The 21,437-nt window shown below is 43.9% G+C and carries 14 protein-coding genes; 12 read left to right on the top strand and 2 right to left on the bottom strand.

Annotated elements, in window-relative coordinates; all coding sequences use genetic code 11:
• Positions 1-3 precede the first annotated feature (3 nt).
• Positions 4-714 (top strand): gluconate 2-dehydrogenase subunit 3 family protein, encoded by a 711-nt coding sequence (locus SD450_RS11135; RefSeq protein ID WP_318344533.1) that lies wholly within the window; start codon positions 4-6, stop codon positions 712-714.
• A 118-nt stretch (positions 715-832) separates the two neighbouring features.
• Positions 833-1,810 (top strand): sialidase family protein, encoded by a 978-nt coding sequence (locus SD450_RS11130; protein WP_318344532.1) that lies wholly within the window; start codon positions 833-835, stop codon positions 1,808-1,810.
• Between the two features lie 25 nt (positions 1,811-1,835).
• On the opposite strand, the gene SD450_RS11125 is transcribed toward SD450_RS11130, so the two are convergent.
• The gene (locus SD450_RS11125) at positions 1,836-2,570 is read right to left on the bottom strand and encodes a LytR/AlgR family response regulator transcription factor (protein WP_318344531.1); all 735 of its coding nucleotides are present in this window, start codon (positions 2,568-2,570) and stop codon (positions 1,836-1,838) included.
• Positions 2,567-3,649 carry a sensor histidine kinase gene (locus SD450_RS11120; RefSeq protein ID WP_318344530.1) on the bottom strand — a complete coding sequence of 361 codons (1,083 nt, stop codon included), beginning with the start codon at positions 3,647-3,649 and terminating at the stop codon, positions 2,567-2,569. Before SD450_RS11120 ends, SD450_RS11125 begins: the two co-directional genes overlap by 4 nt.
• 201 nt (positions 3,650-3,850) lie before the next feature.
• On the opposite strand from SD450_RS11120, the gene SD450_RS11115 reads away from it, so the two are divergent.
• From SD450_RS11115 to SD450_RS11070, 10 genes are all read left to right on the top strand, one after another.
• Positions 3,851-4,927 carry a carbohydrate-binding family 9-like protein gene (locus SD450_RS11115; RefSeq protein WP_318344529.1) on the top strand — a complete coding sequence of 359 codons (1,077 nt, stop codon included), beginning with the start codon at positions 3,851-3,853 and terminating at the stop codon, positions 4,925-4,927.
• Positions 4,928-4,935: 8 nt separating this feature from the next.
• Positions 4,936-6,042: a glycoside hydrolase family 10 protein gene (locus SD450_RS11110; protein ID WP_318344528.1), complete on the top strand. Its 1,107-nt coding sequence runs from the start codon at positions 4,936-4,938 to the stop codon at positions 6,040-6,042.
• 479 nt (positions 6,043-6,521) lie between these two features.
• The gene (locus SD450_RS11105; protein WP_318344527.1) at positions 6,522-9,623 is read left to right on the top strand and encodes a SusC/RagA family TonB-linked outer membrane protein; all 3,102 of its coding nucleotides are present in this window, start codon (positions 6,522-6,524) and stop codon (positions 9,621-9,623) included.
• Positions 9,624-9,634: 11 nt separating this feature from the next.
• The gene (locus SD450_RS11100) at positions 9,635-11,146 is read left to right on the top strand and encodes a SusD/RagB family nutrient-binding outer membrane lipoprotein (RefSeq protein ID WP_318344526.1); all 1,512 of its coding nucleotides are present in this window, start codon (positions 9,635-9,637) and stop codon (positions 11,144-11,146) included.
• A gap of 109 nt (positions 11,147-11,255) precedes the next feature.
• Positions 11,256-11,507: a hypothetical protein gene (locus tag SD450_RS11095; protein ID WP_318344525.1), complete on the top strand. Its 252-nt coding sequence runs from the start codon at positions 11,256-11,258 to the stop codon at positions 11,505-11,507.
• Positions 11,508-11,522: 15 nt separating this feature from the next.
• Positions 11,523-13,337 carry a sodium:solute symporter family protein gene (locus SD450_RS11090; protein WP_318344524.1) on the top strand — a complete coding sequence of 605 codons (1,815 nt, stop codon included), beginning with the start codon at positions 11,523-11,525 and terminating at the stop codon, positions 13,335-13,337.
• Positions 13,338-13,355: 18 nt separating this feature from the next.
• Positions 13,356-15,278 (top strand): glucosamine-6-phosphate deaminase, encoded by a 1,923-nt coding sequence (gene nagB / locus SD450_RS11085; RefSeq protein WP_318344523.1) that lies wholly within the window; start codon positions 13,356-13,358, stop codon positions 15,276-15,278.
• 578 nt (positions 15,279-15,856) lie between these two features.
• Positions 15,857-16,186, top strand: coding sequence for a hypothetical protein (locus SD450_RS11080; RefSeq protein ID WP_036383457.1), 330 nt, complete (start codon positions 15,857-15,859; stop codon positions 16,184-16,186).
• Positions 16,187-16,487: 301 nt separating this feature from the next.
• Entirely contained in the window at positions 16,488-16,883 is a 396-nt protein-coding gene (locus tag SD450_RS11075; RefSeq protein ID WP_226789943.1) for a hypothetical protein, read from the top strand.
• A 117-nt stretch (positions 16,884-17,000) separates the two neighbouring features.
• Positions 17,001-21,416 (top strand): CusA/CzcA family heavy metal efflux RND transporter, encoded by a 4,416-nt coding sequence (locus SD450_RS11070; protein WP_151891738.1) that lies wholly within the window; start codon positions 17,001-17,003, stop codon positions 21,414-21,416.
• The last annotated feature ends 21 nt before the right edge of the window (positions 21,417-21,437 follow it).

Raw genomic sequence — 21,437 nt, 5'->3', positions numbered from 1 at the left:
GAAATGGACAGAAGGAAGAGTCTGAAATCGATAGTGTTGGGATCCGTGGCCGGAGGATTGGCCATACATGGCTGCAAGCCGGAGCCCACAGTTCCTGAAGTAGGGGCACAAGAAATCCCCATGCTGAAGTGGCGGACGCCGAAGGAGAACGAGCAACTGGCCGAACTGCATGCAGAGCAGTTTTTCAATCCCCATGAGGCGGAGACCCTCACGGTACTGTGTGACCTGATATTGCCCGGCAGCGAGGAATATAAAAGCGCCTCGGATGCAGATGTGGTATCTTTCATAGAGTTCATGGCCAAGGACATCCCAACGATGCAGGTGGACCTCCGAGGTGGCCTGATGTGGCTGGACCACAAGAGCAACCTGGACAATGGCACAGAGTTCAAGGCGGCCACGGAAGAACAGCAGAAGGCCATATTGGACACCATTGCATATTATGACCCGGAGGTGTCGGGCAACGAGCGACCCTTTGAAGTGAACTTCTTTTCGATGGTGAGGAACCTGACCATGACAGGGTTCTATACCTCCAAGATCGGGATCGAGGAGTTGGGCTACAAGGGCAACATGCCCAATGTGTGGGACGGAGTGCCTGACGATGTACTGGAGCAACACGGGGTGTCCTACGACCCGGAATGGTTGGCCAAGTGTGTGGACCAGAGCAAGCGCAACATTGTGGCCGAGTGGGACGAAAACGGCAACCTGATCACTTGATTTTTGTCCTTTTGGACAAAATACGCCCTGACCTTTACCAGAAAAAGAAATGAATCGATTTTGTATTTGGATATTTCTTTGCTTTTGGGGAGCATGGGGTTTTGGTCAAGTCCGCTCCATGCCCAAGCTCAAAGTACTATCGGAAGAGTTCATGTTTGAAGAAGCACCTTTTGCCCAATGCCATGCCTCTACCTTGGTGGAGTTGGGAAATGGTTCCGTGATGGCCGCTTGGTTTGGGGGCACGTATGAAAGACACCCTGATGTGAGCATTTATACAAGCTCAAGAAACGCTGACGGTTGGAGTTTTCCGGAGATGGTGGCCGATGGGGTGATGAACGATACCCTCCGATATCCGTGTTGGAACCCTGTACTTTTCCGAAATAGTACTGGTCAGGTTATGCTGTTCTACAAAGTAGGGCCATCCCCTTCATCCTGGTGGGGCATGTACAAGACCGCTGACAGCAATGGAAAAAGTTGGTCTGGACCGGAAAAGCTTCCCCATCCTATTTTGGGACCTATCAAAAACAAGCCTATTCAGGTCGATGGCCATCTTATTGTAAGTCCATCCAGCACGGAAAGTGAAGATGGTGTTGTCTGGAAATCGCATGTGGAACTATCCACAGATGGAGGATATACTTGGACCAAGGCCGAAATACCGTCACAGGAAAGTGTAAAGATTATTCAACCTACCTTGTTGCAGGTGGCCAATGGGGATATAAAGGCGTTTTTGCGAAGCGATCAAGATGTGGTCATGGAGAGCATCAGCCACAATCAAGGACTTACATGGTCCATGGCAACAAAAACAACCATTCCAAATCCCAATAGTGGTATTGATGCCGTCAGCCTAAAGGAAGGAGGCTATTTATTGGTGTATAACCCTATGCCCAGTGGAAAGGATTGGTCCAACGGCAGGGAAAAGTTGAACCTGGCCTTTAGCCCAGATGGAAACTCATGGACAGATGTCAAAAAGTTGGAGGATCAAACCAATGGGGAGTATAGCTATCCAGTCATCATACAAGACTCCAAAGGTATTGTACATATTTCTTATACCTATGACAGGGAAAGGATAAAGTATATAAAAATGCGATTGGATTGATGCCCCAAAGGCAAGAAAACAGCAACTATTCAGGTGGGTTTGTCTTGTTTCCCGTAATGGAAATGGATTGGTTCAGGATTTTGTTCTTCACATCATCCAGATAGCTTCTTCCAATCACATATCTTTTCCCAGCGATTTCCACACTATTGCCCTCCAAGGCATCTATTTTGTCCAGGGAAACAGTATGGGACCGATGGATCCTGATAAACCTGTCACTGGAAAGTTCCTCGGTAAAGGCACTGAGTGTCTTGTGCACAATGTGGTTTCCCTTCGGGGTGATGATCTTGATATAATCCTTCAGGCTTTCCACAAGGATGATCTCGTCCAAGTAGATCTTTTTCATTTTCTTTTTGTCCACCTTCACAAAAATGTGCTCATTGGTAAGATCCCGTTTGGGTAATTCCTTCACCTTTGCAATTGCCTTGTTCACCGCTTTGATGAACCTGGGAAGGCTTATGGGCTTCACCAAATAGTCCAGGACTTCAAGGTCAAAGCCCTTTGCCGCATGCTCGGCGTGGGCGGAGGTGATGATGACCATCGGTTTCTCGTCCAGACTGTCCAAAAAACTGAACCCGTCTATAATGGGCATGTTCACATCCAGAAAAAGAAGGTCTGGCATGTTTTCCCTTAGGTATTCCATGCTGTCAATGGCATTGTTGAAGACTGCGGCGATCTGCAGTTCCTTTATGTGTGCGATGTGGTTTTCGATGACTTTTACGGCCAAGGGCTCATCATCTATAATAACACATTTCAAGTTCATCTAAGTTGGAGCTTTAAGTTTACAATGTATTCATCGGACTCATCAAAGATGTCCATTCGGTATTCATGGGCGCCATACCTTAGCTTCAATCTCTTTTCCACATTGGATAGACCAATGCCCCCGGATTGTTTTTTTGTACGCTGTTCTTGGTTCTTCGGTTTGGTGTTGCTGATCCTAAAGTATAGAAACTTTTCCTCAATCCTTATACTTATATCGATCTTAACCTTTCCAATGCTTTTGTTGGCCCCATGTTTAAACGCATTTTCTATGAACTGGACCAATAGTAAAGGGGCTAGTTTTTTGCCTTTGGAATCACCTGTCACCTCGAAATTGAGCTGAAGGTTTTCATTGTACCTTATCTTTTCAAGATCTAGATAATTTTGAATGAAGAGAAGCTCCTTCTTGAGGCTTTGGTCCTTGTCGCGCGTTTCATAGAGCACATAGCGCATAAGCTCGGAGAGCTTTATGATGGTGTCCGGTGTCTTATCGGATTTTTCGAGGCTCAAGGAATAGATGTTGTTCAGGGTATTGAAGAAAAAATGGGGCGATATCTGTGCCCTCAGGAACCTCAGTTCCGTCTCCAGTTGTTCTTTCTCCAATTTGGCCACCCTCCCGGTTTCCCGCAGCCAGTCAATGGTCAGTTTGATGGAAGCCGCAAAGGTGATCACGTAGAGTTCGCCCAACATCATCACCACTGCATAATTGAACGTAAGGCTATGTGTTTCGGGACCTTCGGGCCAAACATTATAGCTGATCAAAAAAAAGGTGAGCAGGTATTTGATGACCACCATTACATATATCGAAACGACAAGGGCGATGATAAAAGAGACGAATTTTCTTTTGAAAATGAATTTGGGGACCAAATAATATATGGTGAAATAGGTCAGGGTAATGTGGATGGGAAAACCTAAAAGGTTGGATTTCAGTGAGTAAAGGTAATCGTTGAAATAACTCCCCCAACGTAAAAAATTGAAGGTGAAATAAACCGCCCAGAATAGGACATGGTGCAACGAAGTGATCTTGTGCTCCGTCACGGCATTCACTAAAGATCTATTTTTGGAGGGGTGCTGAAGGTGCATTGGGCAGTTGATTACGTTTTTTTGGCATTTGGCTTTTCATAACCGTCGTTGGTCTAATAAAGAGCAATAAATACGGATGAAATTATGAATTTTTACAAAATATCTGGTTTGGACTTGTGCCGATATACAGGATTGGACAGTAAAAGGGCATACCCTATTATGGGGAATGGTCCGAAATGAAAGGGCAAATAAAACATTTTGATGAGAATACGACAAATTTTTCGAAAGGCAAGCTATATGCTGGTGGTCATGGCCCATTTTTCTTGTATGGGGCAAAAAAGCGAAGCCCCTCGGTCCATTGTGGTATATAAGACCCAAGAACCCATTGTCATTGATGGATTGGCCAATGAAAAAGCGTGGAAGGAAGCCCAGGTTTCGGATGACTTTATCGATATAGAGGGAGTGGATACCCCGACCTATCGGACCAATGTGCGCATGCTTTGGGATGAGACCCACCTCTATTTTTATGCCCAAATGGAAGAGCCCCATGTTTGGGCCACCCTTAAACAAAGGGACACAGTGATATTTTACAACAACGATTTTGAAATATTCATAGACCCTGACGGGGATACCCACAATTACTACGAATTTGAAATGAACGCGTTGAACACAGTCTGGGACCTGCTCTTGGTGAAACCTTACAGGGAAGGTGGTCCCGTTGTTGATAGCTGGGAAATATTGGGGCTAAAAACAGCGGTGAACGTGAATGGGACCTTGAACGACCCTACGGACATTGACAGCGGATGGAGCGTGGAAGTGGCCATGCCATGGGAAGTACTGAAGGAGGCCAGCGGCAGCAACGATATACCCAAAGGGAAATATTGGCGGATCAATTTTTCGCGGGTGAACTGGGATTATGAATTGAAGGACGGGTCATATGCACGAAAAAAGGATGCAGAGGGCAAGTTCCTGCCGGAATACAATTGGGTGTGGTCGCCCCAGGGAGTCATCAATATGCACGAACCGGAGCACTGGGGGTATGCCTACTTTTCGCCCAATGAAGTTGGGAATCCCGACACGTTTAGCATTCCAAAAGATGAACAGATAAGGTGGTTCATGTATGGGCTGTACAGGGCACAAAAAAGATATTTTGACCAAAAGGGAAAATATGCCACTTCCCTTGACGAACTGTTGCCCAATCCCATCCTACGGGACGGGACTCCAGTGGAACTTGAACTGGAAGTACACCGGACAGGCTGGAACATTCAGGCAAAAAGTCCTTATACGGAATCCATATACACCATCCGGGAAGACGGAAAATACCAACACATCAAATGAGATCACAAATGAAAATTAAAGCAGCCCTAGTGGCCATCGTAGCCCTGTCCGCAGTCTCCTGCTTGGACAATATTGACAAAAAATCCACATCCCCCACGGTTGTGGAAGAGAACCCAGAGCAGGAAGCATTCAAGTATTGGACGTGGATCACTGCCGACCCCAAAAGGGATGATGCATCATACACCGAAGAGTTTAAAAAATACAAAAGTTACGGTTTGGATGCCGTATTGATCAATACCAATGCAGACCCTGCACTTCTGGGCCGGTTGGCCCCCTTGGCCAAGGCGGAGGGAATGGAGGTGCACGCATGGATCATGGCCATGAACCGACCAGGAGACTCCATTGTGAGGCAGCACCCGGAATGGTATGTGGTGAGCCGGGAAGGAAAATCGGCCTACGACAACAGGCCTTACGTAGGTTATTATGAATTTTTGTGCCCTACGCGGGAAGCTTCAAGGAACCATGTGCTGGGATTGGTGGAAGCACTTTCCAAAGTGGAGGATGTGGCCAGCGTGCATTTGGATTATATCCGTTTTCCCGATATTTTCCTGCCGATAGGCCTTTTGCCCAAGTATGACCTGGTCCAGGATGAAGAATTGCCCGAATACGATTTTTGCTATTGCGATGTATGCGTGGAGGAGTTTGAAAAAGTGCACCATAAAAACCCAAGGGAAATGGAAAACCCTGCCATTGATATGGAATGGAAACAGTTTCGCCTGAACCAGATACGCAATGTGGTCAATGAGGCTTACGACATTGTCCATGAAAATGGTAAAATATTGACCGCGGCAGTATTTCCATATCCCGAAATGGCAGACCATATGGTGAGGCAACGTTGGGACAAATGGGATGTGGATGTAGTATTGCCCATGATTTACCACAATTTTTATAATGAGGATACAGATTGGATCGGGTTTGCCACCAAGCAAGGGGTACAGGACCTTGAGACGACAAAGACCGAGCTGCACACTGGACTTTTTGTGCCGGATATGAGTGGGGAAGAGCTCACCGAGGCCATAGACCAGGCGAGGAAAAATGGAGCAAAGGGTGTATCCTTCTTTGATGGACCTGCCTTGACCGACGAGCAATTACAGGCCATAAAAGCATCCAAATAGAATACGGTCTCCAACCATGGAAGATGTCAATATGTAGCAGTTCAGTTTCATATTGTCGGACAATTTGGATGATTTAATACGAGTAACCTATACCAGTACGTTTAATTTAGTTAATTGCAAGTAAGCTGACCGATGTTCTTGAATATCGGTCAGTTTTATTTATCACCATTCTGTTGATTGAAGTCAAATTATATCCTCTGTCCACGTTGTGGAATGTCCGTTAGGGCAAACTTCTTTTGTGTGTTTTCCACACTATATTTTATGGGAAGGTTTCCAGCTAACAGCCCATTATGCGGGGTTTTGTGGTGTTTGACTACCCTTCGTTTCTGTTTTGAGAGTTAAAACCACCCTTCGGCTTTTCACGTCTGTTGTTGGTCGAAATTTTTTCAGAAATCTTTAACGAATAGAGATTTTCACTTTGATATGTTAACTCAAAATTAACGTACACTCATAAATTACTAACAATCAAATAAACTAACATGATTCAAAAACTCAAGTTTGTATTTGTTTTTGCTGTTTTACTCTCTGTTCAGGGAGCTATGGCACAAACGATTACTGGAACGGTTTCTGACGAGTCGGGCGTTCCGCTGCCCGGCGTCAACATTGTTGAAAAGGGAACCAGCAATGGTGTTTCCAGCGATTTCGATGGAAATTACAGTATCACAGTTTCAGATGGCAATGCGACATTGGTCTTCTCCTCTTTAGGGATGAGGACCGCAGAAATTGGAGTTGCAGGCCGGACAACGGTCAACCTGACTATGGAAGAAGATGCGGAACAACTGGGCGAGGTAGTTGTAACTGCGTTAGGCATAAAAAAGGAAACCAAGGCATTGGGGTACTCAATTACGGAAGTAGGCGGTGAAAAATTGTCCGAAGTAAAACAGGTAAATGCGATTAATGCGCTGCAAGGTAAAATTGCCGGTGTAAACATTACAGGTGCGGCCACGGGGCCATCGGGTACCAGTAAGGTGGTTATCCGCGGTGTTTCTTCTGTAAATGGAACTGCCCAACCACTATATATTGTAGATGGGATTCCGATTGATAACCAAAACCTGGGTTCTGCCACTAGATGGGGGGGAGCGGATTTTGGGGATGGTATTTCCAGTATTAACCCAGATGATATTGAGAGTGTGAGTGTTCTGAAAGGGGGTGCGGCCGGGGCACTTTATGGCTCAAGGGCTTCCAATGGGGTAATCGTCATTACTACCAAATCTGGAAAGGGACAGCAGGGACTTGGAGTTGAAGTTTCCAGTTCGGCTCAATTTGAGACCATCAATACTGACCTTTATGATTTTCAGACCGAATATGGCCAAGGCCTCAATGGGGTTGCGCCTACCACGGCCGAAGAGGCACGTGATGCCGGTATGCAATCATGGGGACCAAGGTTGGGAAGTGTTTCTTCTGCAGTGCAATTTGATGGGGTGAGCAGACCCTACGAATATACGGGCAATAATCTGACTAAGTATTATAGAACGGCCAGTACCTTCATCAACACAGTGGCCGTAAGCAAAGCAGGTGAAGGGTACAATGTCAGGTTCTCGGCAACGGATTTGACAAATAACGACCTTGTACCAAATTCAGGTTTGAACAGAAAGTCGTTTTCATTGAATGCGGGAGCTGTCTTGGCTGATAAATTGACTATGGACATCAGCGGGAAATATGTAGTGGAAGGAGTCCAGAATAGACCTAGGACTTCAGATTCACCAGGTAACGGAAACTTTGTGGTAGCCCTTTCGGGACCAAATATTGACGTAAGGGATTATCGACCAGGTTATAATGAAGATGGTACGGAGTTTAGAGTATCTTCAAGTACCTATCACCAAAACCCATATTGGACTGCGTACAGATTTGAAAATGAGAGTAATAAGAATAGATTCATAGGGTCTTCAACATTAAGATATCAGGTTACGGATTGGTTATATCTTATGGGAAGAGCGGGTATTGATCAATATACGGCCAGGATAACACAAGTTGAGCCTTTTGGAACGGCATATAAGCCTTTGGGTGGTATGACCGAGCAGAACTATAATGTGAAGACAGTTGATGCCGATTTTATCATTGGTTTTGAAAAGGACATAACTGAAGATTTTTCCAACTCAACTCTTGTTGGGGCAAATAGCAACTCTTTTACGAATGAGTTCACCCAATTGATCGGTAATGATTTTGTGATTCCTTCCTTGGTGGATATTGCCAATGTTTCCAATAGGAACTATGAGTATAGATTGGACCGAGTCAAGAAGAATGGCTTGTATTTCTCTACGGAATTTTCATACAGAAACTATTTGTATTTGACCGTGACCGGAAGGAATGACTGGTTTTCCACTCTAAGTAAGAGCAACAAATCTGCACCCAACAGTTATTTTTATCCATCTGTGAATGCCAGTTTTGTGCTCTCGGATGCATTGTCCTTGCCTGAATGGGTTTCTTTCAGTAAGTTGAGGGCGGGTTATTCTGAGGTTGGTGGTGGAGCCAATGACCCATATCAATTGGCACTTACTTATGCAATTACGGACAACTATTCTGCAACGGGACCAGGTGTGCCTTTGGGCAGTATCAACAATAGCACTTTGCCCAATGAAGAACTGAAGCCCTTTACCAAGAAAGAATATGAAATTGGATTGGATCTGAGATTCCTTAATAATAGATTGGGTGTCGATTTTGCATATTATAACAATAAGACCATCGATGATATTGTGCCAATAAATATTTCTAATGCATCCGGTTATTCCAGTGCCATAATAAACATTGGGGAGCTTACCAACAAAGGAATAGAGCTCTTATTGACCGGTAGCCCTATTAGAAGTCAAAACTTTGGGTGGGACATTAGTTATAATATGTCCTACAACAAAAGTGAAGTGGTTAGGACAGACGAGGATGGAAATCCTGTTTTTCCTGGGGATGCTGCATATGGAGTCAATTCACAAGCAGGATTCATAGAAGGCTACCCGGCAGCATCGATTTATGGTACCACCTATATTCGTGACGAACAGGGAAGGATACAATATGATGCCAATGGGACACCCTCGGTAGGGCCTAATGAAGTCATTGGTCAAGGTATAGCACCTTGGACCATGGGACTTACCAATACATTCAATTACAAAAACTTTAACCTTTCCTTCTTGATCGATGCCAAGTTCGGTGGGGATATTTTTTCTGGAACCAGTGCCTTTGCAAGCTATTATGGCGCAAGCAAGAGTACATTGGTAGGAAGGGAAAATGGATTGACTGTTACAGGAGTCGATGCAAACGGGGCTGACTTTACCTCCACCATTGCTCCTGAGAACGTAGGGGATTATTATAGGAGAATCTATGAAATAGCGGAGGCCCATATTCAAGATGCAAGTTTTATTAAGTTCAGACAGATAAGTTTGGGTTATAATCTACCATCCAGTATTTTGGAGAAAACCTTTATTTCCAATGTCAATATTTCCTTCATAGGCAGAAACCTATTCTTTCTGATGAAGCATACTGAAAATATAGATCCGGAGTCTGCGTACAACAATACTTTTGCCAATGGAATTGAACGGTTTGGACTTCCTGCGACCAGAAGTTATGGGTTAAGTTTAAATGTAAAGTTTTAAAAAAAAAGACAATGAAAAGATCAATATATATAACCACATTTGCCTTGCTTGCTTTGGTGGGAGTGTCTTGTGATGATGGGTTTGAGGATATAAACACAGACCCTACCAAGGCAACAGAAATTGCTATTGAGTATAAATTTCCCAAGGCCATTCTATACACTGCGGGCCAACGTTATGAATCATGGAGGGGCAATTTCATTTATTGCTCAACTATGATCCAGCACTTGGCCAACACCCAAGGCTATTGGAGTGGAGACAAGTATTTTTATAATGCGGCGTACTCTTCCGCGTATTGGGATGCCAACTACCCACAGGGAATCAAGAGTATTGAGGATATGAAAGCTGAGTTGGAGTCTAATGGACAAACCGACTCTCCTGAATATGCCATGGTAAGGATTCTAAGGGTTTTTGCATACCACAGGATGACTGATCTCTATGGGGACATTCCCTACAGTGAGGCGGGTAAAGCTTATACGGAAGGAAACACCAGACCCGCTTATGACAGTCAAGAGAGTATTTATGCAGATATGCTCAAGGAATTGGAAGAAGCCGCTGCCGTATTGGGAACAGGCACGGCAGAAATAGGCGCAGCCGATATTCTTTATGCCGGAAACCAAACCCAGTGGAAAAAATGGGCCTATTCCCTGATGTTGAGGTTGGGCCTCCGCATGGTAAAGGTTGATGAGGCTGCCGCAGAAGAATGGGTTGCCAAGGCCATAGCTGGCGGGGTAATGGAGTCCAATGATGACATTGCCTACATCAGGCACCAATCGGATGGGAACGGTATTGTAAGAAATGGGAATGGGGAGGTTTTCACGGCAGATAGATCGGCCAGGATAAGTACCACCTTCTTGGAGATATTGGAGGGAGATCCAAGAATGAGGGTGTATGCTGCCCTGCCTCCCGATGAAGATGGGTTTGTGAACGAGAATCCAGCTGACCAAAAAGGCCTTCCCAATGGTTTGGATGGGGCCACTATCCAAGATTATGAGGGTGGATCTGATTTAAGCACCTATTCGGAACCCAATAGCAACTACCTGATGGGTGAAGATGCTCCCATGTTCTGGCAAACCTATGCAGAAGTGGAGTTCATGCTTGCCGAGGCAGCAGTTCGTTGGGGACTTGCAGGAGGTGACCCGGAAGTGCATTACAATGCAGGAGTGACCGCAGCCATGCAATATTTGTCACTATATGGTGGAGGCGCTACGATCACCAATACCGAGATTAACGATTACTTGGCTGCCAATCCATTTGATGCAGGGAATGCCCTAGAGCAGATCAATACACAATATTGGGTGGCTGTTTTCTTGAATGAATATGAGGCCTATGCCAACTGGAGGAGAACGGGTTTCCCAACGCTTACCCCGGTCAGTTATGATGGGAACCAAAGCAATGGAACCATTCCTAGAAGATTGATTTACCCGACAAACGAGGCAGTATTGAATTCTAGTAACTATAATGCAGTCCTTACGGCTCAAGGTCCTGATAGCTTCACAACCCGAATGTGGTGGGATGTTGAATAATGATTTCATAATCGATAGTAGAGTTAGTTTTATTTATAGTTAATTTGAGTAAAGGAAGAAATTGTTCTTCCTTTACTTTTTTTACATTGCAACAATAGTTTAATGACCTATGCAAAAATTCCAATATATGGTGATTGTTCTTTTGATTTCCATTGGTGTGTCACGTGCCAATGCCGAAGGGATTGTAACCTCTATGGAACAAATCGCATGGTCTCAAATGGAACAAACGGATAATGTCCGTGGACGGATTGAAAAGCCAGAAGTTGAAGGTGGGGGCAATGTCGTCCCTTGGCTACCCAACACTATCCAATGTCGAAATTTGTTGAAGATGTGCATCGAATTTTTTAATATAACCAACTGACTTTAAACCAAACCTATGATATCATTGAATATTTGGGACTATGTGATCATTTTTAGCTTCTTTGCCATCACCTTGAGCATAGGCCTCTACGTGTCAAAAAGCTCTGGAAAGAGTAGTGCGGAATATTTCCTTTCAGGAAGGACCATGCCTTGGTGGCTATTGGGAATTTCCATGGTGGCCACCACCTTTTCCACGGATACCCCCAACCTGGTCACGGACATTGTCCGTACCAATGGTGTATCCGGAAACTGGGTCTGGTGGGCATTCCTGCTGACAGGACTGTTGACCGTTTTTGTCTATGCCCGACTCTGGAGGCGTTCCAACGTAAATACCGACCTTGAGTTCTACGAACTCAGATATGGGGGCAAACCCGCTCGTTTTTTGCGAGGCTTCAGGGCTGTTTATCTTGGGGTCATCTTCAATGTCATCACCATGTCGGCGGTGACCTTGGCCGCTATAAAAATAGGGGGCATCATGTTGGGATTGGAGCCTTGGCAGACTGTGGTGAGCGCAGGGCTCATCACCGTGATCTTCAGTGCCGTGGGAGGTTTTAAGGGAGTGGTCTATACGGATTTCGTCCTTTTCTTCGTGGCCATGGGAGGTGCCATAGGGGCAGCTTGTTATTTGATCAACATACCCGAGGTCGGGGGCATCGATGCATTGCTTTCCCATGAAATCGTAAAGGAAAAACTGAACATCTTACCTGACCTTGACAACAAGAGCGCATTGATCACCCTGTTGATCATTCCCTTAGCGGTACAATGGTGGAGTTCATGGTACCCAGGTGCGGAACCGGGTGGTGGGGGCTATATTGCCCAACGAATGTTGTCCGCCAAAAACGAAAAGCACGCCATAGGCGCCACATTTTTCTTCAATATCATGCACTATGCCTTGAGACCTTGGCCATGGATATTGGTGGCCTTGGCCTCTTTGGTGGTTTTCCCCGATTTGGAGAGCCTGCAAGCTGCATTTCCCATTGTGGCAGATGACAAAATGGGACATGATCTTGCCTATTCGGCCATGCTCACCAAACTCCCGACAGGTCTGTTGGGCTTGGTACTGGCCTCATTGGTCGCGGCATATATGTCCACCATTTCCACACAGTTGAACTGGGGATCATCCTATATCGTGTATGATTTTTACAAGGAGCGGGTCAATCCACAGGCATCCGAGAAGAGATTGGTCGCAGTGGGCAGGGTATCCACCGTCGGCTTGATGGTGTTGAGTGCCCTCTTGGCCCTATTGCTCCAGAATGCCCTTCAACTTTTTGAGATCCTGCTCGTATTTGGGGCAGGCACCGGCTTGATTTTCATTTTGAGATGGTTCTGGTGGCGTATCAATGCCTGGAGCGAGATCACGGCCATGTTCATTTCAGGGATCCTGTCACTGGTGCTCAAGCTTACGCCCCTCGGGGACTATTTATTTGCGGCGGATACGGGCCTTCTGCCAAATTGGGCCGAATACCCGATGGTGGTCTTGGTCACAACGGTTGCTTGGCTCATTGCCACCTATGCCACATCGCCAGAGAGCAAAGAAGTCCTCTACGATTTTTGCAGAAAGATAGAGCCGGGAGGCCCAGGATGGAAAAAAGTGGAGCAACAAGGCAGAGCTGAGGGAGTGGAATGGAACAATACTGGAAAAAAATGGAGTGTTCCCAGTGGTATCTTGGCGATGATTGTCGGCACGGTGTTGATCTATAGCATTCTTTTTGCCACTGGTTATTGGATCTATGGACGATGGATGCCAGCATCCATATTAACGGCAATTGCAGTAGTGTCGGGCACCTTTTTGATCATGACGTGGAAAAAAATAAAAGTATCCCTAACTTAAACGTATAAATAAGTGAAAATGGAAACAAAAATGTTACCTAAATCAATAGCATACAGACCGGCCGGGCAGTTTGAAGAAACCCGGTTCGAGAAAATACACAATGTCATCTTTGAGGACTCAAAAGAAGGGTCTTTGCAAGTGGCACTGGAAATTGCAGCATTGATACGGGAAAAATCGGAGAAGGGACAAACCTGTGTGCTGGGTCTTGCCACTGGCTCGTCACCCATAAGGGTATATGAGGAACTGGTCCGCATGCACAAGGAAGAGGGGCTCAGTTTCAAGAATGTGGTCACGTTCAATCTGGATGAATACTATCCCATGGAGCGGAACAACATCCAGAGTTACCATTACTTCATGCACCAACATTTGTTCGATCATGTGGACATTCCCGAAGGAAACGTCAATATTCCGGATGGGACCGTTTCCCCAGATGACCTACAGGACTATTGCAAGGAATATGAAAGACAGATAGAGGCAGCGGGAGGGCTTGATTTTCAGTTGCTGGGGATAGGCCGTACGGGACATATCGGATTCAACGAACCAGGTTCGCACTTCAATTCGGCCACTAGGGACATCACTTTGGACCACATTACCCGGGTGGATGCGGCCCCCGCATTCAAAGGCCTTGAAAATGTACCAAGAAAGGCCATCACCATGGGAATCGGGACCATCAGGAAGGCTAAGCGAATCGTGCTCATGGCCTGGGGACAGAACAAATCCGAGATTGTGAAGGAAACCGTGGAAGGAGAAATAAGCTCCGAGGTACCGGCTACCTATCTTCAGGAACATGCCAATACCACTTTTGTGCTGGACAAGGAAGCAGCACAACACCTTACCCGAATAGACACCCCTTGGTTGGTGGGCAGTTGTGATTGGACGCCGGACCTTACCCATAAAGCAGTGGTCTGGCTCAGCATTGAAAAGGGCAAGCCCGTTCTGCAGTTGACCGATAAGGACTATAACGATATGGGCATGTCGGACCTTTTGAGCTCCGAGCAATCGTCCTATGAGATCAATATCAAGACATTCAACAGGTTGCAGCATACCATCACAGGCTGGCCCGGTGGTAAGCCAAATGCCGATGATACGAACCGACCTGAGCGGGCCGAACCCGCCAAAAAGAGAGTGATCATCTTCAGTCCACACCCGGATGATGATGTAATTTCCATGGGCGGTACTTTTGATCGTTTGGTCTCCCAAGGCCATGAGGTGCATATAGCCTATCAGACCTCTGGGAACATTGCCGTTGCGGATCATGAGGCGCTAAAAATTGCCGAGGTCGCCGATGCCATATCCCACACTGCTATTTTTGGGGAGGTCATCAAAGAAATCAATGCAAAAACCGCTGAAGACTACGATTCGGAAATTGTCCGCAAGGTGAAAGGAACCATCCGCAGGAGTGAAAGTTATGGGGCCACAAGATACATGGGAATTCCCGACAGTCAGGTGCATTTCTTGGATTTACCGTTCTATGAGACGGGTACCATCAAAAAGAACCCACTTGGCGAAAAGGATATCCAGATCATGAACGATATCATTGAAAAAATCAAACCACACCAAATCTATGCTGCGGGCGATTTGGCCGATCCGCATGGCACCCACCGAGTCTGTTTGGAGGCCCTGTTCGCTTCTTTGAAGGAATTGAAAGGAAAACCGTTTATGAAGGATTGCTGGGTGTGGCTCTACAGGGGCGCTTGGCACGAATGGGAAATCCATGAAATAGAGATGGCAGTACCCATGAGCCCAGCACAAGTGCTCAGGAAGCGCAAGGCCATTTTTTACCATCAGACCCAAAAGGACGGCGTCATGTTCCAAGGTGAGGACCTCAGGGAATTCTGGGTAAGGGCAGAGGACCGCAATAAGGAAACTGCACTGAAATACCAATCCCTTGGGTTGGCCAGCTATGCCGCCATGGAAGCTTTTGTGAGGTATAGATATTGACCTATCGACCCATACTTGAGATAAAAGAAAAGCCCCAAAAATGGGGCTTTTTTTATGGGTAAATGTTTTTATTCCGCCATCGTGTGGTACACGTTCTGTATATCGTCTATTTTATATTAAATAACTGATATTGATTTAACTGTATTTAATTATATTTTTATTAGTTCGATATTAGTTCGATTTCGAGAGGTAATTCTAATGAGTGATTACTTTATTCTCACCAATGATAATCAAAATTTCAAAGAGATTGAAGTAATGCGGGGCATTCATTTGCAAATATACACAGGGGAAAACCACAGTTTTTATGTGGATTTCCTGTAATGGGGTCTCAAATAAATTTTCTAAATTGGAAAACTCCCCCATTTTAAAAGCCACTCAAAATGAGGTGTGTGTATTTCTTACCCTAAAATTGGCTTCCCTAATTTTTTGAATATTTAAAAATTACCGAATATGAAAGCCACGTTCCACTCTTATTTCTCATTTTTTGCTTTTTTTCAGTACCAATTTCAGCTCAATATGGACGGTTTACAGAAGAAGAAAGACTTCGCGAACTCAGGAAAAATAGCGAACCATTACGTTTGCTTGTAGAGGATATCCGTAGGGCGGTTTACCCAAGCGAAAAGGACTTGGACGACTGTCTACCTCCTTTTACAAGTGGAACAATAACCCTTGAAGGGGCATCAGAAGGCGAGGCGGGAATTGAATTAAACCTAGTTCTGTTTAAAATAACATCAAAAAAGAACAAAGGGAAAATAAACAAATCTGTAATAACTTTTGTAAGGCACACGATTTGTAGTCCATTGATGGATAAAGTGAGAGATGGAAGCACGGAGAATTTTAATATTATTAGAAATCTTATTGTCTTATTGTTCAGCCTTTTCAGTTTATTAATTTTAGTGACTATTTGAAACCTTACCCTATTTTTGAAGTTCTTTTGTAACCCAGTCGCACGTAATCATTGTTATATTTGCAATTTGAAATTTTTGGCAATCATATTATAAATATATTTCTTGGCACTCAATTTTATGTCTGATATCTTACGATATAATATATATATATGACCTATCCTATGGAAAGCCTATTTCGCCCTCAAAAGATTTATGGATCTGCAGAATAACTAGTTTTTAGTGCTTCATGAAACCTTTTATCCCTGCTTTCAAGTTTTTGCACAACCTGTGCATCGATTAATTTGTATCTTTGTCAAAATTTATGAAAATATTCTTTTCCATATCAATGTCAATTTTATTCTTTTTTCAGGGAATTAGCATTGATATGGACTTTTGTGGACCAATTAAAGAAATTTCAAGCATTATTACCCATTATCAAGACCATAAAGTTTATGGAGACTCTTTCCTTGAATATGTAGTTGAAGATTACATTGACAATGATGCAAAAAATGAAGGGCATCATAATAACCCAGATAAGGAGAATACACCAGTCCATTCCCATCATCAATGTTGTCACCCTTTAGTATTAATTATTGCGAACAACAATTCGGCTTTAACCAATCGACTAAAGTTTGAAGAGAAAAAACAGTTTAACTTACATAAAGTAAACTTCACTTCCAGATATCTGGAATCGCTTTTCCAACCCCCTAAAGTATAATTCAGTTTTTTTAGGATAGCTATATCCTACCGTGATGCTTTTAAAAGTAAGTATCGCATCATAAACGCATTGCATCTCTTTGCATTGCGATGTTTAAACTGAATTAATACTTTTTCTATGATTAACAAAATCATTTCATTTTCCATTAATAATAAATTTATTATTGGCTTATTTATAGTGGCATTGGTTGGTACGGGCATTTGGTCTATGGCCACTATAAACTTGGGTTCTGTACCCGATATAACAAACAACCAAGTACAGGTAATAACCGTGGCCCCAAACTTGGGGACAGAAGATATAGAACAATTTGTTACCTATCCCGTAGAATTGGCAATGGCCAATCTTCCTGACGTCATCGAGCTGCGTTCAGTATCCCGTTTTGGGCTGTCCGTGGTTACCATTGTTTTTAAGGACGAGGCAGGCACTTATCTTCCCCGGCAATTGGTACAAGAGAAATTAACCGAAGTTGCCGGAGAAATCCCCGAAGGTTTTGGCACACCTTTTATGGCTCCCATAACAACAGGTCTGGGCGAAATTTTTCAATATACCTTAAAAGTAAAAGAAGGCTATGAGGACAAATATGATGCCATGGAGCTTCGCACCATACAGGACTGGATTGTAAAACGCCAAATGGCGTTAGTCCCCGGAGTCGTCGAGGTCAATGCCTTTGGAGGTTATGTAAAACAATACGAAGTTGCCATTAATCCTGATAAACTAAAAAGTTTTGGCATTACAATGAATCAGGTATTTGAAGCTCTTAAAGTGAACAATGCTAATACCGGTGGTGCTTACATTGAAAAAAACCACCAAGCCAATTTTATCCGTGGCGAAGGGCTGGCTCGAAGTATCGCCGATTTGGAAAACACGGTTGTGACCACTCAAAATGGAAGCCCTGTCTTGGTAAGGGACGTTGCCGAAAAAGTGGGTTACGGAAACCAAGTGCGTTATGGTGCATTTACCCAAGACGGTCACGAAACTGTAGGCGGACAGATTTTGATGCTTAAAGGCGAAAGCCCTGGTACTGTGATAGAAAATGTACAAAACCGTATTGATGAAATACAAAAATCCTTGCCGGAAGGTGTATATATAGCACCGTTTTTAAGCCGAAGTGAATTGATTGGAAGAACCACAAGTACCGTAGAAAAAAACTTGATTGAAGGTTCGCTGATTGTGATTTTTGTTTTGGTGTTATTGTTGGGAAGCTTCCGTGGTGGTTTGATTACAGCTTCGGTAATCCCATTATCATTACTATTCGCATTTATTTTGATGAAACAATTTGGGGTGTGGGCAAATTTAATGTCCTTGGGTGCAATCGACTTTGGAATCATCGTGGATGGTGCGGTAATCATTGTTGAAGGAATGGTTTTTCATATCCATCAACGGATGAAAAAAACCACAACTGCCATAGGTCAGCCCGAAATGGATGAAATAGCCTACGAATCGGCAAGTACGATGATGAATTCGGCATTTTTCGGACAATTGATTATCCTTATTGTATTTACACCGATTCTCTTTTTGACTGGTGTGGAAGGAAAAATGTTCCGTCCAATGGCTTTTACCTTTGGATTTGCCGTTTTAGGAGCGATTATCCTTTGTCTTACTTACGTCCCAATGATTTCGTCGATGTTCTTGAAACCAGCAAAGAACCAAAACGGTTGGTTTGCCAAGTTTGAAAATAAAATTGATAGGTTCAGTGATAAAATAATGTCTGGGCTAAATAGAGGATATGTACCGTTGCTCAATTTTGCACTTCGTTTTCGGGCTGGTGTCGTTATAGGCGCAGTTACCCTACTATTAATCGCAGGATTTATCTTCAGCAACATGGGCGGCGAATTTATCCCAAAATTTGATGAGGGCGATATTGCGTTTCAAGCGTTGATAAAACCAGGTAGCAGTCTTACGGAGTCCATCGAGGCTTCAAAAAAACTTCAAAATTTAATCAATGAATTTCCAGAAGTAAAAACAGTAATTTCAAGAATTGGGGTTGCCGAAATCCCAACCGACCCAATGCCTATGGACATTGCGGATAGTTATATCATTCTTGAAAAAGATAAGAGCAAATGGACTTCAGCAGACAGCAAAGAAGAACTTATCGAAAAAATACAGGAAAAAATTTCAGTTGTTCCAGGCGTAAATTTCGTGTTTACCCAACCTGTAGAACTTCGTTTTAATGAATTATTGACGGGTGTCCGAGAAGATGTTGCCATTAAACTATATGGGGAAGATTTGGGCGTTTTGGCAGACAAGGTACAGGAAATCGCTGCGGTCATTAGAACTGTACCCGGAGCGGCTGACCTCAATGTGGAAGCTACAAGTGGCTTACCTCAAATGACGGTGGAATACAATCGCGCAAAAATGGCACAATACGGTGTAACCGTGGATAAATTGAATGATTATGTAAGTGCCGCCTTTGCAGGAGAAGAAGCAGGTGTAATTTTTGAAGGCGAAAAACGGTTCGATGTGGTTATCCGATTGGCAAAGGAATTTAGACAAGACATCAACAACCTTAAAAATCTTTATATCGATTTACCAAATGGAGCGCAAGTACCATTAAAGGAAGTGGCGGAAATCAGTTATAAACCCGGACCGATGCAAATTTCAAGGGACAATACCTCCCGTCGTATTTCAGTAGGGGTCAATGTCCGTGGCCGTGACGTAAAATCGATGGTCGAGGAAATACAGCAAAAACTGGAAACACAAGTAAAATTGCCACCTGGTTATTTTGTAACCTACGGAGGTTCGTTCGAAAACCTACAACGTGCTTCTGACCGATTGATGATTGTAGTGCCTATTGCACTTTTCTTAATATTCATATTGCTTTATTTTGCCTTGAGTTCGTTCTCACAATCGGTAATGATTTATATGGCAGTGCCTTTGGCGGCCATTGGTGGCGTATTTGCTTTGTGGGTTCGTGGAATGCCATTTAGTATTTCCGCAGGTGTTGGCTTTATCGTGCTCTTTGGGGTTGCAGTTTTAAACGGATTGGTACTGATAAACAAATTCAATGAATTAAAAGAAAGTGGAATGACAAACTTAAAAGACAGAATATACGAAGCCACCCACGAGCGTTTACGCCCAATTTTATTGACGGCAACCGCAGCCATTATGGGCTTTATCCCAATGGCGGTTTCTACCTCTGGTGGCGCGGAAGTGCAACGACCTTTAGCAACGGTTGTTATTGGAGGATTGCTTACAGCTACTTTTTTAACGCTTGTAGTCCTTCCCGTATTATACTATTGGCTTGAATCACGAAAAGAAAAGAAAGAAAATGATGGCGATGTAAGCTATATCAACAAATCCACGAATATTATAACCATATTTTTGATGGTTGGAGGTTTGATGGCTTCTAGTACTTCATTTGCCCAAGACACCAATCAAGATGGTACAATCCCAAAGACCTTGACCATTGATGAGGCCATTGCTGTGGCTAAACAGAATTATCCATCACTTAAAGAAAGCCAAGCATTTATTGAACGGGAAAAGGCACTAAAGGGAACGAGTTTTGACCTTGGTAGCACTCAAGTTTTCACGGGCAAAGAAGAATATGGAAATAATCTTCCTGGAGTGCAGACAACCGTTGGTGTGCAACAGGGCAACATTGATTTGCTTTCCGGGTTTTCAAAATCGAAGTTTTACAAAGAGCGTATTGCCTTGGGAGAAAAGTTTTATGTGGCCAGTGAACAACAATTGGTGCGTAATGTGATGCAGGCGTATGACCAAATTAATTATTACAAGGCACAGTTGCGTTTTGCAGACCAATTGGACAGTATTTATGTCAATTTTAAGACTGCTGCCCAACTTCGCTATGATACCGGGGAAACGGGCAAACTGGAATTTATTGCCGCCTCTTCCGAATTTCAACAGATTCAAGTATTAAGGCAACAAGCCTTTGATGATATTGAAATTGCCAAGCGCGCCTTAAAACAATATTTAGGAACCGATGAATCCATTGAGACCATTAGTGAACCATACAAAACATTGGATTTTATGGCGACATTGGATTCCATTTCGGTGGCCAATAACCCAATGTTGCAATATGCATTACAAAATGCCGAAGTAAGTAAAGCAAACGTGGGTGTTGAGAAATCACAATTCCTACCGAAATTCAGTTTTTCCTATGGAAGACAAGTAGTAGATGAAGTGTCAGGCTTCAACACCTATCAGGCAGGTATTAGTATTCCGTTGTGGTTTTTTCCCCAGAAGTCAAGGGTAAAGGCAGCCAAGGCAGACGCAATGGTAGCAGAGAATCAGTATTTGGAGCAAAAGGCGGTTACAGAAAGTCGCGTGTCGCAGTTGGCCAAATCTCTTGAAAAGACAAAGAAGATTTTGCAATATTACGAAGAAGGCGCACTATTGTTGGCAGAACAACAAATTACCACAGCGCAATTGGCATCCAAGGAAGGCGAAATAGATTATGTCAATTACATCACGATTCTCAACAGTGCCATCAGGATAAAACAAAATCATTTACAGTACATCAATCAGTTTAACCAGCAGACCATTGATATGCAATATCAATTGGGCAATTTATAACCTTAAAAAAAGAAAAATGAA

Origin of the sequence: Flagellimonas baculiformis (assembly GCF_033441575.1) — a bacterium.
GTDB lineage: Bacteria > Bacteroidota > Bacteroidia > Flavobacteriales > Flavobacteriaceae > Flagellimonas > Flagellimonas baculiformis.
The sequence above is the reverse complement of the archived record's forward strand: the minus strand, read 5'-3'. Positions and strand labels throughout refer to the sequence as shown.

Bases quoted from the DNA above. Each gene is read 5' to 3' on its own strand.
- SD450_RS11135 (WP_318344533.1), top strand. From the start codon at position 4: ATGGACAGAAGGAAGAGTCTGAAATCGATAGTGTTGGGATCCGTGGCC.
- SD450_RS11130 (WP_318344532.1), top strand. From the start codon at position 833: ATGCCCAAGCTCAAAGTACTATCGGAAGAGTTCATGTTTGAAGAAGCA.
- SD450_RS11125 (WP_318344531.1), bottom strand. From the start codon at position 2,570: ATGAACTTGAAATGTGTTATTATAGATGATGAGCCCTTGGCCGTAAAA.
- SD450_RS11120 (WP_318344530.1), bottom strand. From the start codon at position 3,649: ATGCACCTTCAGCACCCCTCCAAAAATAGATCTTTAGTGAATGCCGTG.
- SD450_RS11115 (WP_318344529.1), top strand. From the start codon at position 3,851: ATGAGAATACGACAAATTTTTCGAAAGGCAAGCTATATGCTGGTGGTC.
- SD450_RS11110 (WP_318344528.1), top strand. From the start codon at position 4,936: ATGAAAATTAAAGCAGCCCTAGTGGCCATCGTAGCCCTGTCCGCAGTC.
- SD450_RS11105 (WP_318344527.1), top strand. From the start codon at position 6,522: ATGATTCAAAAACTCAAGTTTGTATTTGTTTTTGCTGTTTTACTCTCT.
- SD450_RS11100 (WP_318344526.1), top strand. From the start codon at position 9,635: ATGAAAAGATCAATATATATAACCACATTTGCCTTGCTTGCTTTGGTG.
- SD450_RS11095 (WP_318344525.1), top strand. From the start codon at position 11,256: ATGCAAAAATTCCAATATATGGTGATTGTTCTTTTGATTTCCATTGGT.
- SD450_RS11090 (WP_318344524.1), top strand. From the start codon at position 11,523: ATGATATCATTGAATATTTGGGACTATGTGATCATTTTTAGCTTCTTT.
- nagB (WP_318344523.1), top strand. From the start codon at position 13,356: ATGGAAACAAAAATGTTACCTAAATCAATAGCATACAGACCGGCCGGG.
- SD450_RS11075 (WP_226789943.1), top strand. From the start codon at position 16,488: ATGAAAATATTCTTTTCCATATCAATGTCAATTTTATTCTTTTTTCAG.
- SD450_RS11070 (WP_151891738.1), top strand. From the start codon at position 17,001: ATGATTAACAAAATCATTTCATTTTCCATTAATAATAAATTTATTATT.